The organism is Stenotrophomonas sp. RG-453, assembly GCF_033843685.1.
Classification (GTDB): domain Bacteria; phylum Pseudomonadota; class Gammaproteobacteria; order Xanthomonadales; family Xanthomonadaceae; genus Stenotrophomonas; species Stenotrophomonas bentonitica_A.
On the sequence record NZ_JAMYED010000009.1, the window covers coordinates 217367 to 233328 of the forward strand.

Below are 15962 nucleotides of genomic sequence, written 5' to 3' on the forward strand. Positions count from 1 at the left end.
AGGAAGCAGGATGACGGCCCACTATCGGCAACGCGCAGCCGTCACCGCGTGAAGGCGTGCTACGGCAGCTTCGCGATCACCTTGATCTCCACGTCGAATCCGTACAGCCAGGTCACCCCGATGCCGGTCAGCGTCGGGTACGGGGCCTCGCCCCAGTAATCGGGCACGATCGCCCAGACCCGTTCGAAGATCTTTTCGGGATTGACCAGGAACACGGTGACGTCGACCACGTCCTCGAACGTGCAGCCTGCGGCGCCGAGCACGGCGTTGAGGTTCTCGAACGCGCGCCGCACCTGGGCCTCGAGGTCGGGTTCGGGCGAGCCATCCTCGCGGCTGCCGACCTGGCCGGACACGAACAGGAAGCCATTGGAGCGTACGGCCGGCGAATAGCGGTTGCGCTCGTACAGCGCTTGGCGGCCCGGCGGGAAAACGACGTCACGTGTTGCCATGAACCACCTCTGCCTTGGGCCGATACCGGCCCATCAAGAATGAAAGGCCACGGTAGACCGGCAGGGGGCACCGGATAAACGCGGCCTGCTGCCCAACATTGTTTGTAGAATCCAAACAATCATCCTCTCCGTGGAAAGCAGATGGACCGGTTCGATGCGATGCAGGCCTTTGCCCGGGTCGTGGAAACGGGCAGCTTCACCAAGGCGGCCGAGACACTGCACATGAGCCGCACCACGGTCACGCAACTGGTGCAGCAACTGGAAGCGCGGCTGCGGGTGCGCCTGCTGAACCGCACCACCCGGCAGGTGAAGGTCACCGCCGACGGCGCGGCCTATTACGCGCGGGTGATCCGCCTGCTGGCCGACATCGACGACGCTGAAACCAGCCTGTCGACCGCGGCGGCGGCGCCTCGCGGGCGCCTGCGCATCGACGTTCCTGCACCGTTCGCCCGTCTGATCCTGGTGCCTGCCCTGCCCGGGTTTCAGGCGCGCTACCCGGATATCCAGCTGGATCTGGGTGTGAGCGACCGGAACGTGGACCTGATAGACGAGAGCGTGGACTGCGTGATCCGCGGCGGGCAGATCGCCGATCAGTCGCTGATCGCCCGCCATATCGGCGATCTGCAGGCCGGCCTCTATGCAGCGCCCGGCTACCTGGCCCGGATGGGACATCCTGCCCATCCGGCCGATCTTGAAAACAGCGCGCACCACATCGTCGGCTACCGCCGTGCGCGCGGCGGTGGCGTGCTGCCCTATACCCTGCAGCGCTGCGATGTGTCCCTGACCGTCCACGGCCAGTACCTGTTGGCGGTGGACGACGGCAACGCCTACCTCGCCGCCGGCGTGGCCGGCCTGGGGGTGCTGTGGCTGCCCGAGTACATGGCGGCCGCCCACGTGGCCGAAGGCGAGCTGGTGCGCCTGTTCGCTGATTGGCAGCTGCCGCCGATGCCACTGCATCTGGCCTTCCCACCCAACCGCCACGTCAGCGCCACGCTGCGTGCCTTCATCGATTGGGTCGGTGGCATCGTGGCCGATCATGCACCCGTGGTGCGACCGCCGCCGGGCTGATGCACGATGCAGCCACGGATGCCCGCCTCAGTCGGGCATCCGCTCGCCCGTGCGCAGGGTCAGCACCTCCACCCCGTCGGCGGTCACCAGCACGGTGTGCTCGGCCTGCGCCGAGAGCTTGCCGTCACGGGTGGTCACGGTCCAGCCGTCGTCGCTCATGTCGATGGCGGCACGGCCCTGGTTGATCATCGGCTCGATGGTGAAGGTCATGCCCTGCTCCAGTTCCAGCCCATCGCCGCGACGGCCGTAGTGCAGCACCTGCGGCTCTTCGTGCATCTGCTGCCCGATGCCATGGCCGCAGAATTCGCGGACCACGCTGTAGCCGTGGGCCTTGGCATGCTGCTGGATCGCAAAACCGATGTCGCCCAGCGTCGCGCCCGGGCGCACCACCCCGATCCCCTTCCACATCGCCTCGCGGGTCACCCGCACCAGCCGCTTGGCCGCGTAATCGACCTCGCCGATCAGATAGGTCTTGCTGGAGTCGGCGATGTAACCTCCCTTCTCCAGCGTGATGTCGAGATTGACGATGCTGCCGCTGCGCAGGATGTCATCGGCCGACGGCACTCCATGGCAGACCACGTTGTCGATGGACGAATTGAGCACGTAGCCGAAGCCATACTGGCCCTTGCTCGCCGGGCGCGCCTGCAGCTCATCGACGATGAAGCGCTCGACCCAGTCGTTCACCTGCAGCGTGCTCATGCCTTCCAGCGGCAGCGTGTCCAGCGCTTCGAACACCTGGGCCAGCAGGCGCCCCGATACCCGCATCAGCGCCTGTTCTTCAGCGGTCTTGATCATGCTTCGGCCACCCGCAGTGCGCCGGGTTCAACCCCTGCAGCACGCAGTTCACGGTTGACGATCTCCTGGTAGGTCGAGCCGGGATTCATTTCGCACAGCATGCCGATCTTGATCCAGAAACCGGCCTGGGCATTGATCGAGCGGCCCGAGACGCCGCTGGCGCGGCGCAGGTTGTCGTGCAGTTCGTCGTCGATGTTCACGATGCCCATGGGCAACCCCTCTCATAAGGTATATACACATCATATACGTTTCGTATAGCGCTGTGCAGGCCCGCCCAAGGGTCGTCACCGGCCGTCTTCGCGCCACTGCGGTGCTGGGCGGTCGTGATCGCGCGGTCAGGGATCGATCAGGTCCAGGCCGGATCGGCAGTGAAATCGATGGTCAACCAGAACTCACTGCCGCGCGCATCCAGGCGCTCGGCGATCTCATCACGCAGCCGGTCCACATTGCCGATGTTGCCGATCACCGTCTCCGGGTGGGTGAGGATGTGGATCTCCACGAACCGCATACGGCCCATCTTGGCCACGTGGCTGGTGAAATCCAGATAGCCGTGTTCGGCGACGAAGTCCTTCATCACCGCCTGCACGCGCGCATCCAGCGTATCCGGCGCCACCTGCAGCACTTCGCGCATGGCCTTCCATGCACTGCGCAACGGTACGGGTAGTACCGCCACGCTGATCGCGGCCAGCACCAGCGGATCCAGATAGGGTATCCAGTGCGCATGCTCGCCATCGCGCAGCAACAGCGCGATCGCAAACGCCAGCACCACCGCCAGGCTCATCATGCCGCTGAGCAGCCAGGCCCGCACGTCCAGCCACAGCAGCGCCGAGTGCAGCTGCATCGCGCGGGTGCGCACGAAGGCCGCCATCGCCAGGTTGCTCACGCACAGCAGGGCCGCCCACAGCAGCGCAGGCCCGGCCTTGACCTCATGCCCGCCCGTGGTCAGCCCGATCACCGAGTTGGCCAGCGCATAGATGCAGGCCAGCGACAGGATCGCCCCGCCAAGCGCCTCCACCATCGGCTCCAGGTGCCAGTAGCCATACTGGAAGCGCGGGCTTTCTTCCCGCGCCACCAGCCGCAGTACCGACAGCGCCACCAGGGTCAGCGCCACGTCCACCAGGCTGTAGACGCCATCGAACAGGATGGCCTGCGATCCCACCAGCAGGCCACCGATGAAGCCGATGGCGCTGACCGCCATCGTCACCCCGATGGAGAATTTGAGGACCCGCTGCTCGCGTGCTGTATCCATCGCTGGCCGAGGGTCCTGCGCGCAGGCGTCAGACCTTCAGCACCTCCACCTTGTAGCTCGGCGCATCGCCGTCGGTGTCGATGATAAGCCCGTGCACATCCGACTCGAAGCCCGGGAAGCGCGCGTTCTGCTCACGGGCGATCCGCAACGACTGGATGATCGGCTCATCGCTGGCGCCGAATCGCTCGCCCGGCATGATGGTCGGGATGCCCGGCGGGTAAGGCACCAGCATGGTGCCGGCGATGCGGCCGCTGATCTGTTCGATGTCGACCCGTTCGATCTGGCCGCGGACCAGATGGTCATAGGCTTCGGCGGGCGTCATCACCGGCTCGGGCAGATCCACGTACATGGCGCGCATCACTTCGGCCACGCCGAACTCGCCGTTGAAGGCGTGCAGCGCATCGCAGAGGTCACGCAGGCCCCACCCGGCGTAGGCGATCGGGAACTCGGCCGCCAGCTGCGGCAGTGCGCGGGTCAGCGGCGCATTGCTGTCGTAGAGCTCCTTGAAGGCCATCAGCTCGGTGACCAGGGTGCTCCACTTGCCCTTGGTGATGCCCATCGAGAACAGGAACAGCACCGAGTACAGGTTGGTCTTCTCCACCGTGATGCCGCGGGTCCACAGGAACTTGCTCAGCACTGCGGCCGGAATGCCGCGCTGGCCCATCTCGCCGTCCATCGAGAGTCCCGGCGTGAGCAGGGTCACCTTGATCGGATCGATCAGCACGTAGTCGTCGACCAGGCCATCGAAGCCGTGCCATTGCGCATCCGGCTGCAGGTACCACTCGCTGCGCTTGGCCACCATCGGGGCCGGTGCGTCGCCCTTGGCCAGCGAACGTTCCAGCTTGTCCGGCTGCCACACGCTGAACCACCAGTCGTCGCGCCCCAGATCCTCGCGTACGTGCAGCATCGCGCGGCGGAAGGCAATCGCCTCGTCGTGCATCTCCTGCACCAGCGACTCGCCCGCGGCGCCTTCCATCATCTTGGAGGCCACATCGCACGCGGCGATCACGCCGTAATGCGGGCTGGTGGTGGTGTGCATCATGAAGGCTTCGTTGAAGCGTTCGGCATCCAGCGCCTGGGTCGCGGCGTTGCGCACGTGGATCATCGAGGCCTGCGAGAACGCGGCCAGCAGCTTGTGCGTGGAGTGCGTGGTGAAGATGATCGCATCCTGCTCGCGCGGCTTGCCCTTGGCCATGCCGTAATGGTTCTCATAGAACGGATGGAACGCGGCATAGGCATACCAGGCTTCGTCGAAATGCAGGAAATCGACCGCGCTGCCGATTTCCTCGGCGATCTTTTCGGCGTTGTAGCACAGCCCGTCATAGGTCGAATTGGTGACCACCGCGATGCGCGGCTTGGAGCCGGCCTTGTAGGCCTTGCTGGCCAGCGGGTTGGCGGCGATGGCCTGCTGCAGTGACTCGGGCGTGAACTGGTCCAGGCTGATCGGGCCGATGATGCCGTGCGCGTTGCGGCTGGGGGTAAAGTACACCGGGACGCCGCCGGTCATGATCAGCGCGTGCAGCAGCGACTTGTGGCAGTTGCGGTCAACAAAGACCACGTCGCCCCGCCCCACGGTCCCGTGCCAGACGATCTTGTTGGCGGTCGAGGTGCCATTGGTGACGAAGAAGGTGTGGTCGGCGCCGAAGTTGCGCGCCGCCTCGTTCTCGGCATCCTTGATCGGGCCGGTGTGGTCGAGCAGCGAGCCCAGCTCCGGCACCGAGATCGACAGGTCGCTGCGCAGCGTGTTCTCGCCGTAGAACTGGTGGAACGCACGGCCGACCGGTGATTTGGTAAACGCCACGCCGCCGGCATGGCCAGGCGTGTGCCAGGAGTAATTGGACTCGGCGGTGTGGTGGATCAGGGCCTTGAAGAACGGTGGCAGCAGATTGGCCATGTAGTCTTCGGCCGCCCGCATCACCTGCCGCGAGATGAAGCTCTTGGTGTCTTCGAACAGGAAGATGTAGCCGTGCACGAACTTGAGCAGCTTGCTCGGCACCTTCTCGATGGTGCGGCGCTCGCCGTACAGGAACACCGGCAGGTTGGCGCGGCGTGCGGTCTGCTCGCGCAGGAAGCCCAGCAGGCGCTGGAACTGCTCCGGGTTCTCCTCGGTGCCGTCGATGGAGATCAGCACCGCCGAGGCCGCCACATAGGTGCGCGCGCCGGCCTGGGCATCGGCCAGGGTCAGGCCGCACAGCACGCGCTGGTCATTCTTGCGCAGCTCGTCCACCAGCGCACGGATCAGGATGCCGCCGATGCGCGGGGATTCGTAGTCGTCGTCGATGACGATGATCGGGTAATCAAGGGACTTGAAGTACACAGGGATTCTCCTGGGGCAATATCACGAAAGCGTCGTGCGGACGGCGGCGTCGAGCGCGGGCAGCTGGCCGCGCTGGCGGCGGCGCTCCTCGCTGAAGAACGGGTAGAACACCGTGATGAAGAGCACAAACAGGAAGGCGTACTGCACGATGTTGCCGGCCGACCCGAAGATCGCCCACAGGCAGTACACGACGGTGACGCTGGTCAGCAGCCAGAACGCGCCAGTGTGCACCAGCGTGTGCGAGCGCTCGACCACGAAGTAGCAGGCCACGCAGGAGTAGATGTACGGCAGCAGGGTCAGCACCACCGCCGCCGAGGTGATCACATCGAACTGGGCCGAGGCGGTCTTGGAGGTGGAGGTGACCAGCACCGCCAGGGTCATCAGCACCGCCACGATCAGCACGCCCTTGACCGGCACGTCGTCCTTGTTGGTCTTGCTGAAGATGCTCGGGAACAGGCCGTCATCGGAGGCCGCCTTGGCACTCTGCGCGGTCAGCAGGATCCAGCCACCGAGCGAGCCGGCCGCGCCCACGAAGGCGCACAGGCTCACCAGCGCCCCGCCCCAGCCACCGACCGCATTGGCCGCGGCCAGCGCGAACGGCGCATCGGAGACCTGCAGGTCGCCATTGGGCACCATGCCCATGATCACCGAGGAGCTGGCGATGTAGGCGATCGCAGCCAGGAACACGCCACCCAGCGTCGCGCGGGCCACGTTCTTCTCCGGGTTCTCGACCACGCCGGCAGTCACCGAGGCCGATTCCACGCCGATGAAGGCCCACAGGGTCAACGCCGCGGCACTGGAGATCGCGCCGAAGTTGGACTCGCCGGAGACGTTGTAGGCCCCCTTGAAGATGGTCGGGTCGAAGAAGAACCAGCCGAAGATCGCGATGCCCAGGATCGGCACCAGCGCAAAGCTGGTGGTCACCGTCTGCAGCTTGCTCACGAACGAGGGGCCGACCACGTTGGCGAAGCTCAACGCCCAGACCAGCGCCAGCACCGCGATGCAGCGCGGCAACGGCTCGGACAGGATCGGGAAGAAGTAGCTGAAGTAGCCGACTGCCGCGATCGGGATGGCAACGTTGCCGATCCAGTTGGCGAACCAGTAGATGGTGTTGGTCTGGAAACCCATGTAAGGGCCGAACCAGTCCCTGGCGTAGGCATAGGGACCACCGGCCTTGGGCGCCAGCTTGCCGAGCTTGGCAAACACGAAGGCCAGCAGCAGCGCGCCGGCGGTGGTGATCAGCCAACCCCAGATCGAGGCCGTGCCGATCTTGGCCAGGCTGGAGGGCAACAGGAACACCCCCGACCCCATCATGTTGCCGGCCACCAGGAAGGTGGCACCGACCACCCCGATTTTCTTCGCTTTTGCCATGACGCTTGCTCCTTTGCCAGGCAGGGACCCGGTCATGCCGGGCGTTGGGAGTTACTTGATGAAGTTGTATTGCAGGCTGCCCTGCAGCCGCATCGTGTCGCCGCGTTGTCCACTCTGCTGTTCCAGCTGCCCGTAGAGCAGCTCCATGCCCATCGTCCAGGACGGGGCCGGGCTCCAGAGCAGGTTGAAGACGCCGTAGCGGCTCTGGCGGAACGCATCGGCGGCCAGCGCATCGTTGCGTCCACTGGTGAGCTGGCCGTAGATCAGGTTCGAGCGCCACAGCGGCGACCAGTAATGGGTGTAACCAACGAAGCCGCCATACAGCGACAACGCCTGCAGCCGCCCGTCTGCGCTCACCACCGCGTCCATGCCCGAACCGGTCAGGTCGGCCGTATAACGGGCCAGGCCCTTGCCGCCGAGCGCGCCGAACAACAGCAGGTCCTGTTCGCCCACCGCGGCCGAGCCGCTGAGCTGCAGGCCACCCGCAAAGCGCCGGCCATCGCCGGCATCGCCGTCGTACCCCAGGCTGCGTGCGACCGCACCCAGCTGCAGATGGCCCCAGTCACGCTCCATGCGCGCGGTTACGGTGACGTCCGGCAGCTGGTCCACCGGCATGATCCCCTCGGCGGGGTTGCTCAACTGGGTATCCGGATCCTCGGCCGCCACGGTCAGGGTGTTCCCCTTGCCCATTGCGAAGCTGTGGTGGATGCCGGCCACGAGCAGGTACCCCGCCCCACCCGGCCCGGCGAAATCCAGGGTGTCGGGCAGGCTGTCGGCATCCATGAACGTGGAATAGCCATAACCGGCGTAGGTATTGCCCAGTTGCCCGTAGGCGTGGCGCAGGCGGAACTGATAACTGTCGCTGCTGCCGAAAAAATCGTTTTCCAGATAGAAGCGCAGGTTGCCATGCGTGGTCGGGCGCCGCGCTTCGAAGCTGAAGCGGGTCTGCTTGGCATGCAGCGTGAAGCTGGAGACATCCCGGTGCGCACTGCCGACCGGAATCGACGAGGTGACGAACTGTTCCTGGTCACCGGCTGCGCGCGAATCGGCGATCGCATCGAGCTTGGCGTAGCCGCCGATGCGGATCAGCGTATCGGTATTGGGGATCGCGAAGAAGCCTTTCAGCTCGGGATCGGTCGGGCCGGCGGCGCTGTCCGGGCGGGAGGCGGCGCTGGAGGGATCGGCGACGGAATCGCGTTGCGGCAGAATCGCCTGACCCATGCCCGGCACCTGGGCCTGGGCCGTCAGGGGCGCTGGCAAGGGGGCGGGCGTGACGCCCGTACCGGACGCAGTCGCCGCCGTGATGGCCGGCGAGGCAGGTGGAGGCTGCCCGGACTCGATCGCCTGCAGTCGTTTCTCCATCTGCTCCAGCGTCTGCCGCAGCGTCTGGATATCCTGCCGCAACGCGGCGGCCGAATCCTGCGCGTACACGGGCGCCGCAGCCAGTGCTGCCGCGCATGCGACCGTCAATACAGACAAACGCATCACGTCCTCCTTGAACCGTACACAGTTCCACGTGTCGATTCCGGCAGGCGTCCATGACGCCGCAGGCAACCGGCACGCGGCCCGGCACTGCAATGCGCGCGACCTCCGCATGCGCGTGGTCCGGTGGCGGTCAAGCCGGCGGACGCATCGCGTGCGTGGGTACGCTCGCACGGGATCCCCTCATCCCTGATGACAGCCACGCATGTGCGTGTCAGCCAGCGCCCTGAGTAACAATCGCAAAGTGAGAATGCCGTGAATGTTGTCAGGCAGTTTTCTGACTGGGCAGTCGCGCGTCCGGTGCGTGTGGGGCAATCCATGAAATAGCGCATCGGGGCAGCTTAGCGACCGCCCCGTTTTCAGCCTTGATCCAAATCAAGCCGAATGCGTCAACGCATCCGGGCCAGGCCGCACGACGCCCAAACCAAGCGCGCCGGGCAGAGCCCGGCGCGGTGTGCAGTGATACCCGGTTCGGCTCAGCGCGGGCCGAGCACCACGGTCATGTCATCGCCCTGGGGCATGCCGGAACGGCGCTGCACCATGCCTTGGGCATCCTCGAACAGAATACCCGGCGTACCCTGGAAGCCCAGTTCGATCATCAGTACCTGATTGGCATCGAGCTTGTTGGCGACCTCCGCGGTCAGCGAAGCCGCCGGCTTGATTCCGCCGCGATCGAACAGCCGTTCGTTCTCCAGCAACGCGGCGCTGGGGTTGGGCGCGGTGAGGATCGCGGCCGCCTTGGCCGGGCTGTCCTCACGGATCACGCCGACCATCACGTGGCGCAACTGCACCTTGCCGGCGTCCACCCACGGCCGCGCCGCTTCCCAGAAACGATGGCAATACGGGCAGTTCGCATCGCTGAAGGTGTAGACCACGCGCGGCGCATCGGCGCGGCCATCACGGACCCACGCGCTTTCATCCAGCTTCTTCCAGCTGCGCTCGGACATCGGCTTGGCCACCAGCTTTTCCAATGGTGCCGCCCCCACATCCTCGCCGTTGGCATCGAACAGGCTGCCGACCACGACGTGCTTTCCGTCCGCGGTGACGTAGGCCGCCGCGGCCTGCTGCCCACCGACCACGCCGGCAAAGCCGCGCAGGCCACCGGGCGCGTCGAACTCGCCGATCACCTCGAAGCCGTGCTTCTCGATGCCTTTCAGCACCGCCGGGCGATCGGCACCGCCCTTGGCCGGCGCGGCATCAGCGGCGCTGGGCGTCTGCGCCTGGCTGCACCCGGCCAGGGCCATCAACAGCGAGACCGCCAGCACGGTGCCCAATGGGCGCGAGGACTTCAACTTCATGGTGACTCCTGGATTCAAGGAACATGACAACGCGACCACCCTTACAGGCTGTCGAGCTTGGATTGCAGGCCGGCGGCACTGAGTTCGCCCAGATGAATCTGCTGCAGCCGGCCCTGGCCGTCGAAGAACAGGGTAGTCGGATAGGCATGCACCTGCAGCCGCTCGGCGGTGAGCGCAGCCTCGTCAAGCAGCACGTTGTCCAGCGTCAGCTGCTCGGCGGCGATGAAACCCTCGACCTCTTCGCGGGTTTCACCCTGGTTGACAAACAGGAAGCGGATGTCCGGGTGGCGCTGCTGCGCGCGAGCCAGCACCGGCATCTCGCGCCGGCAGGGGCCACACCAGCTCGCCCAGAGATTGACCACCACCGGGGTGCCCTGCGTGTCGGCCAATGCGATCGGCTCACCCTGCAGCGAAGTCAGGCTGATCGCCGGCAGCGTTACCCGCGATTGCTGCAGCCAGCCAGCACCCGCCGACAGTACCGCCCAGCTCAGCACGCCGGCCAGGGCGGCGGCCACGACCGGCCGCCGGAGCGACGGCCAGCGGCGCAGGCGCCAGGCGCCCCATCCCAGCCCCGCCGCCATCGCCGGCCACACCAGGAAGCCGCCATCGCCAATGCGCAGCACGCCCCAGGGATCCTGCGCATAGTCGCCCAGGTGCCAGATCACGAACGCCGCACGTCCGGCCAGCAGCCCCAGCAGCAGCATGTCCACCACCAGCGACCGCGGACGCGGCACGCCTTCGATTGTTGGAGCACGCACCACACTGGCCACCAGCATCGCGATGGCCAGACCCACCAACACCCACACGACCGCAAGCGGTACCGGGCCTACACTGCTGATCATTGCTTTTCTCCGCCGCCGCCCGTGATCTGCCACGTGGCGACGGCTGTTGCATCGGGCCCGCCGGCATGGTCCCAGCAAGCCGACAGGGGATCAAGCACGCGACAGTCGTGCGATTCAGGCAGCCGGACGAATCGATTCAAGCACCCGGGCGACCGGGCGTGAGTGCGCCCGCTCACGCTGCTGGGCAGCGAGCTGGCGGCGATAACGTGCCGGAGTCAGCCCGACAATACGCAGGAACAGCCGGCGGAACGCGCTCTGGTCCGAGTACCCCACTGCCCATGCAACCTGGTCCACGACGCCGCCGGCCTGCAGCAGCAGCTGCGCCTTGGCGATGCGCAGGCGCTGGCAATACTCGATCGGGCGCATCCCGGTGGCTTTCAGGAACCGACGCTGCAGCGTGCGCGGTTCCAGCCCGGCCTGCACGCAGATGTCGTCGAGCCCCACACCCCGGGCAGCGATGCCATGCAGCCAGCGCTGTGCTTTGAGGATGCTGCGATCGCCGTGGGCGAAGTTGGGGCTGAAGCGTTCCAGATCATCCAGTTCCGTGCGTGGAATCATCAGCTGCAACTGCTGGATGACGGTATTCATCACACTCTGCCCATAGACCCGTGCGATCAGGCGCAGGCTCAGATACTTCCATGCGTCCGGTCCGGCGGCGGTCAGCAGATCGCCATCGTCGACCAGGGTCCGTTCACACGGCTGCCAGCTGGGCACCATCGTGCGCAGCGCCTGGCAACGGGCCGGATCGGGCACGCTGACCGGGCGGCCGGCCAGGATGCCCGCCGCGGCCAGCAGCAGGCCACCCTCGTCGCAGGCCGCGAGCAGGCTGCAGCCATCGTGGCATTCGCGCAGCCACGCCAGCAGGCGTTCGTCCGGCGGTGCCATGGACCAGCTCGATTCGCTGCCGGGGATGACGATGATCGCCGGCAGTGCATCACCGAACAGTTCGGCGCCAGCAACGCGCTGCATGCCCCGGCTGGACATCGTCCATCGCGTCACCAGCATCCGTGCGCCGGTGCGGCGCCCCGCGGCCACTGTGCGGTTGCAGCGCTGGGCAAGTTCGGACAGCACCGGTGCGGCGGCGCGCAGACTGCCGGGGAATTCAACGACCGCCACTTCCATCAGGGTCGGCGCGTCCGGCCGGCGGTCCGGCTGCAGCGTGTTGCGGGGTGCGTCCATGGCCATTCTCCTTGAACAATGCCTGCCGACACGGGGCCGGGCAGAACAGGTCTGTACATAAGATGGCCTGAGGCTACGGGCGTCCCGCGAGGACGACCATGCAACTAATTGCAAATTTCACGCGCGATGAATCTTCAGTTGGGTTCCAGCAAGGCTTGACCCTTGACCAGACTCCAGGGTCCACAATGACCGGGTCATCCACGAGGTGCTCATGAACATTGGACAGCTCGCGCGCCAGGCAGGCGTGCCCATCGATACGGTGCGCTACTACGAGCGGCAGCAGCTGCTGCCCACCGCCCGCCGCAGCGCCGGCGGCTACCGCGTCTTCAGCGAGGCCGACCTGACCCGGCTGCAGTTCATCCGCCGCGCCAAGGCGCTGGGTTTCAGCCTGGATGAAGTCGCCGACCTGCTCGGCTTCAGCGATCAGCGCGGCCAGGACATGGCACAGATCCGCGACAGCGCAGTGAACAAACTCGCCGATATCGAACAGCGCATCAACGAGCTGCAGCGCATGCACCGGGCGCTCAAGCACCTGGTCGAGGCCTGCCCCGGGCACGGCGACAACGCGCAGTGCCCGATCCTGTCGGCGTTGACGGACGTCCGCCAATGACGCACGCCCACGATCACCCCGGCGCCACGGCGACCAATGCAGGCACCGTCAGGGATCCTGTCTGCGGGATGATGGTCGACCCGGCCACCACGCCCCACCATGCCCGCCATGACGGCAACGACTACGCGTTCTGCAGCGATGGCTGCCGACGCAGGTTCATTGCCGACCCGCAGCGCTATCTGGCCGCACCTGCTGGCGTCGTCAAACCAGCCCCCGCCGGCACGCGGTACACCTGCCCGATGCACCCGGAAATCGTGCAGGACGGTCCCGGCAGCTGTCCTCTGTGCGGCATGGCGCTGGAACCGGCGATGCCCAGCCTTGAGGAAGGCGAGAACCCCGAGTTGACCGACTTCCGCCGCCGCTTCTGGTGGAGCCTGCCGCTGAGTGTGGCGACGATGGCCCTGGCGATGCTGGCGATGACCCCCGTGCTGCATGGCCTGGCGCCCGATCTGCGGGTGTGGATCGAGTTGGCCCTGGCGACGCCGGTGGTGCTGTGGGCCGGTTGGCCGTTCCTGCAGCGCTGGGCGCAGTCGATCCGCAGCCGCAGCCCGAACATGTGGACCCTGATCGGGACGGGTGTGCTCGCTGCGTACGGCTACAGCGTGGTCGCCACCGTCGCGCCCGGTCTGTTCCCGCCGTCGTTCCAGCAGCACGGGCATGTCGGCGTCTATTTCGAGGCCGCAGCAATGATCATCTCGCTCACGCTGCTCGGCCAGTTGATGGAGCTGCGCGCACGGGCAAAAACATCCGCCGCGATCAAGGCGCTGCTCGGCCTGGCACCGAAAACCGCACGCGTGCTGCGCGCGGATGGCCGCGAGGAAGACGTCGACATTACCGCGCTGCAGCCCGGCGACCGCGTGCGCGTGCGCCCGGGTGAGAAGGTGCCCGTGGATGGCACGGTCGTCGAAGGCCGCTCCTCCATCGATGAATCCATGCTCACCGGTGAGCCGGTGCCAGTGGCCAAGGCCGTGGGCGACGCGGTGATCGGCGCGACACTCAACGGCACTGGCAGCCTGGTCGTCCGTGCCGATCGCCTTGGCGATGACAGCATGCTGGCGCAGATCGTGCAGCTGGTGGCGCAGGCGCAGCGCTCACGCGCCCCGATGCAGCGCATGGCCGACACCGTCGCGTACTGGTTCGTGCTGGCGGTACTGTCGGTCGCGGTGCTGACGTTCCTCGGCTGGGGACTGTTCGGTCCGGCGCCGTCATGGACGCATGCGGTACTGAGCGCGGTAGCGGTGCTGATCATCGCCTGCCCGTGCGCGTTGGGGCTGGCCACACCGATGACGATCATGGTCGCCACGGGTCGCGCCGCGCAGCACGGGGTGCTGTTCCGCGATGCCGAGGCGATCGAGGCACTGCGCCAGATCGACACGCTGGTGGTCGACAAGACCGGTACCTTGACCGAGGGCAAGCCAGCGTTCCGTGACGTACAGGCGGTGACGCCCTTCGCTGCCGATCAGATCCTGCAATGGGCGACCAGCCTGGACCAGGGCAGCGAGCATCCGTTGGCGGCCGCGATCGTGGCCGAAGCACGCGCGCGCGGGATGCCGCTGGCCAGCGTGGACGATTTCGATTCCCTGACCGGCATGGGTGTGCAGGGCGCGGTGGACGGCAGGCAGCTGCTGCTTGGCAATACCGCGTTGATGGACGAACACGGTATCGCGCTGGACACGCTGCGCGAACGTGCCGAGCACTTGCGCAGCACCGCGGCCAGCGTGATGTACCTCGCCGTCGACGGCCAGCTTGGCGGCCTGCTCGCGGTGGCTGACCCGATCAAGGCCTCCACCGCCGAAGCGATCGTGCAGCTGCACCGCGATGGCCTGCGCATCGTCATGGCCACCGGCGACGGCGCGGCCACCGCGGAAGCCGTCGCGCGGGAACTCGGCCTGGATGACGTCCACGGCGAGATGCGCCCCGCCGACAAGGCCGCGTTGATCCGTTCGCTGCAGGCGCAGGGCCGCAAGGTGGCGATGGCCGGCGATGGCATCAACGACGCGCCGGCGCTGGCGAGTGCGGACGTTGGCATCGCGATGGGCAACGGCACCGATGTGGCGATGTCGAGCGCACAGGTCACGCTGGTCAAGGGCGATCTGCGCGGCATCCTGCGTGCGCGCCAGCTGTCCACTGCAAGCGTGCGCAACATGCGGCAGAACCTGGGCTTTGCGTTTCTCTACAACGGCCTCGGCATTCCTGTTGCAGCCGGCGTGCTGTATCCGCTGGGCATCGTAATGTCGCCGATGTTGGCGGCGGTGGCGATGAGTCTGAGTTCGGTCTCGGTGATCAGCAATGCACTGCGGCTGCGCCATCAACGACTGCCCGGCGAGTGACCGCGGATTGCATGACGATATTTCTTCACTTTTTTCTTGCCAATCCAAAACGTCGTCGCTATGATTTCGCTCCTCACGACGTGGGGCCATAGCTCAGCTGGGAGAGCGCCTGCATGGCATGCAGGAGGTCGGCGGTTCGATCCCGCCTGGCTCCACCAATCCGATCATTAGGCCGATCAGATTGCAGTGACAAAATTTGAAGTTTTCGTGCGTCCCCATCGTCTAGAGGCCTAGGACATCACCCTTTCACGGTGGCGACCGGGGTTCGAATCCCCGTGGGGACGCCAGTTTCAAACAAACAGCCCTGACTTCGGTCGGGGCTTTTTGTTTGTGCCGCATCGAGCAACGCTCGGCATTGGCGGCCTGTTTTATCGCGTGCGTGCTGGTGCACTCGCGCGGGCAACGATCAGCCTCTGCAGATGGATGCCTGCATGCATTCTTTCTTCGGTATTTCAGAAAAAAGACTTGGCGAATGCTTCACGGCCGCGTAGAATTCCGCCTCCAGCATCGTGGGGCCATAGCTCAGCTGGGAGAGCGCCTGCATGGCATGCAGGAGGTCGGCGGTTCGATCCCGCCTGGCTCCACCACTCCGGACCTTAGGCCGTTCGGTGTGCTGAACAATTTGATGAGTTTATGCGTCCCCATCGTCTAGAGGCCTAGGACATCACCCTTTCACGGTGGCGACCGGGGTTCGAATCCCCGTGGGGACGCCACTCATCAGAAGAACACCGAGGCCCGGCATGCCGGGTCTTTTTGTTCACCGCCTACTGCGGTTGCGATGCGGATGCCCGAAAGGCTTCCACAAACGTGAACAGGCAGATATACTAGGCGGCTCGCGGTACAACGTGGGGCCATAGCTCAGCTGGGAGAGCGCCTGCATGGCATGCAGGAGGTCGGCGGTTCGATCCCGCCTGGCTCCACCACTTCTCCGGACACAGGCCGTCCGATAGAAGCCAAAATTCGGTTTAACGC

General features: G+C 66.1%; 13 protein-coding genes and 5 tRNA genes. 8 read left to right on the plus strand and 10 right to left on the minus strand.

Going from position 1 to position 15962, the window contains the following annotated elements; all coding sequences use genetic code 11:
• Positions 1–59: 59 nt before the first annotated feature.
• Positions 60–449 (minus strand): RidA family protein, encoded by a 390-nt coding sequence (locus tag NJD74_RS17355; RefSeq protein WP_019185037.1) that lies wholly within the window; start codon positions 447–449, stop codon positions 60–62.
• Between the two features lie 141 nt (positions 450–590).
• On the opposite strand from NJD74_RS17355, the gene NJD74_RS17360 reads away from it, so the two are divergent.
• On the plus strand, positions 591–1517 hold the full coding sequence (locus tag NJD74_RS17360; protein WP_319624672.1) for a LysR family transcriptional regulator: 927 nt from the start codon (positions 591–593) through the stop codon (positions 1515–1517).
• A 27-nt stretch (positions 1518–1544) separates the two neighbouring features.
• Here the strand turns inward: NJD74_RS17360 and map are convergent, their stop codons facing one another.
• From map to NJD74_RS17405, 9 genes are all read right to left on the minus strand, one after another.
• On the minus strand, positions 1545–2312 hold the full coding sequence (gene map, locus NJD74_RS17365) for a type I methionyl aminopeptidase (RefSeq protein WP_102789587.1): 768 nt from the start codon (positions 2310–2312) through the stop codon (positions 1545–1547).
• Complete coding sequence (locus NJD74_RS17370; RefSeq protein ID WP_019185031.1) at positions 2309–2521, minus strand: ParD-like family protein; 213 nt, start codon at positions 2519–2521, stop codon at positions 2309–2311. The genes map and NJD74_RS17370 overlap by 4 nt, the downstream gene beginning before the upstream one ends.
• 137 nt (positions 2522–2658) lie before the next feature.
• Positions 2659–3561 (minus strand): cation diffusion facilitator family transporter, encoded by a 903-nt coding sequence (locus NJD74_RS17375; protein WP_019185030.1) that lies wholly within the window; start codon positions 3559–3561, stop codon positions 2659–2661.
• 28 nt (positions 3562–3589) lie between these two features.
• Complete coding sequence (locus NJD74_RS17380; RefSeq protein ID WP_319624673.1) at positions 3590–5878, minus strand: Orn/Lys/Arg decarboxylase N-terminal domain-containing protein; 2289 nt, start codon at positions 5876–5878, stop codon at positions 3590–3592.
• 21 nt (positions 5879–5899) lie between these two features.
• Positions 5900–7249: an arginine/agmatine antiporter gene (adiC, locus tag NJD74_RS17385; RefSeq protein WP_102789585.1), complete on the minus strand. Its 1350-nt coding sequence runs from the start codon at positions 7247–7249 to the stop codon at positions 5900–5902.
• A gap of 51 nt (positions 7250–7300) precedes the next feature.
• Complete coding sequence (locus tag NJD74_RS17390; RefSeq protein ID WP_102789584.1) at positions 7301–8734, minus strand: DcaP family trimeric outer membrane transporter; 1434 nt, start codon at positions 8732–8734, stop codon at positions 7301–7303.
• Between the two features lie 473 nt (positions 8735–9207).
• Positions 9208–10029: a thiol:disulfide interchange protein DsbG gene (gene dsbG, locus NJD74_RS17395; protein WP_319624674.1), complete on the minus strand. Its 822-nt coding sequence runs from the start codon at positions 10027–10029 to the stop codon at positions 9208–9210.
• A gap of 41 nt (positions 10030–10070) precedes the next feature.
• The gene (locus tag NJD74_RS17400) at positions 10071–10871 is read right to left on the minus strand and encodes a TlpA disulfide reductase family protein (protein ID WP_319624675.1); all 801 of its coding nucleotides are present in this window, start codon (positions 10869–10871) and stop codon (positions 10071–10073) included.
• A 114-nt stretch (positions 10872–10985) separates the two neighbouring features.
• Positions 10986–12050 carry a helix-turn-helix domain-containing protein gene (locus NJD74_RS17405; protein WP_083279761.1) on the minus strand — a complete coding sequence of 355 codons (1065 nt, stop codon included), beginning with the start codon at positions 12048–12050 and terminating at the stop codon, positions 10986–10988.
• A gap of 211 nt (positions 12051–12261) precedes the next feature.
• Here NJD74_RS17405 and NJD74_RS17410 point away from each other — a divergent pair, with 211 nt between their 5' ends.
• The 7 genes from NJD74_RS17410 to NJD74_RS17440 all read left to right on the plus strand — a co-directional run bounded on the left by NJD74_RS17410 (position 12262) and on the right by NJD74_RS17440 (position 15913).
• Positions 12262–12660 carry a heavy metal-responsive transcriptional regulator gene (locus NJD74_RS17410; protein WP_070470841.1) on the plus strand — a complete coding sequence of 133 codons (399 nt, stop codon included), beginning with the start codon at positions 12262–12264 and terminating at the stop codon, positions 12658–12660.
• Positions 12657–14990 (plus strand): heavy metal translocating P-type ATPase, encoded by a 2334-nt coding sequence (locus NJD74_RS17415; RefSeq protein WP_083298714.1) that lies wholly within the window; start codon positions 12657–12659, stop codon positions 14988–14990. Before NJD74_RS17410 ends, NJD74_RS17415 begins: the two co-directional genes overlap by 4 nt.
• Before the next feature lie 82 nt (positions 14991–15072).
• A tRNA-Ala gene (locus NJD74_RS17420) sits at positions 15073–15148 on the plus strand.
• A gap of 53 nt (positions 15149–15201) precedes the next feature.
• Positions 15202–15277, plus strand: a tRNA-Glu gene (locus tag NJD74_RS17425).
• Positions 15278–15501: 224 nt separating this feature from the next.
• Positions 15502–15577: transfer RNA gene (locus NJD74_RS17430), tRNA-Ala, on the plus strand.
• Between the two features lie 50 nt (positions 15578–15627).
• Positions 15628–15703, plus strand: a tRNA-Glu gene (locus tag NJD74_RS17435).
• Positions 15704–15837: 134 nt separating this feature from the next.
• Positions 15838–15913 (plus strand) — tRNA-Ala (locus NJD74_RS17440).
• Positions 15914–15962: the final 49 nt, after the last annotated feature.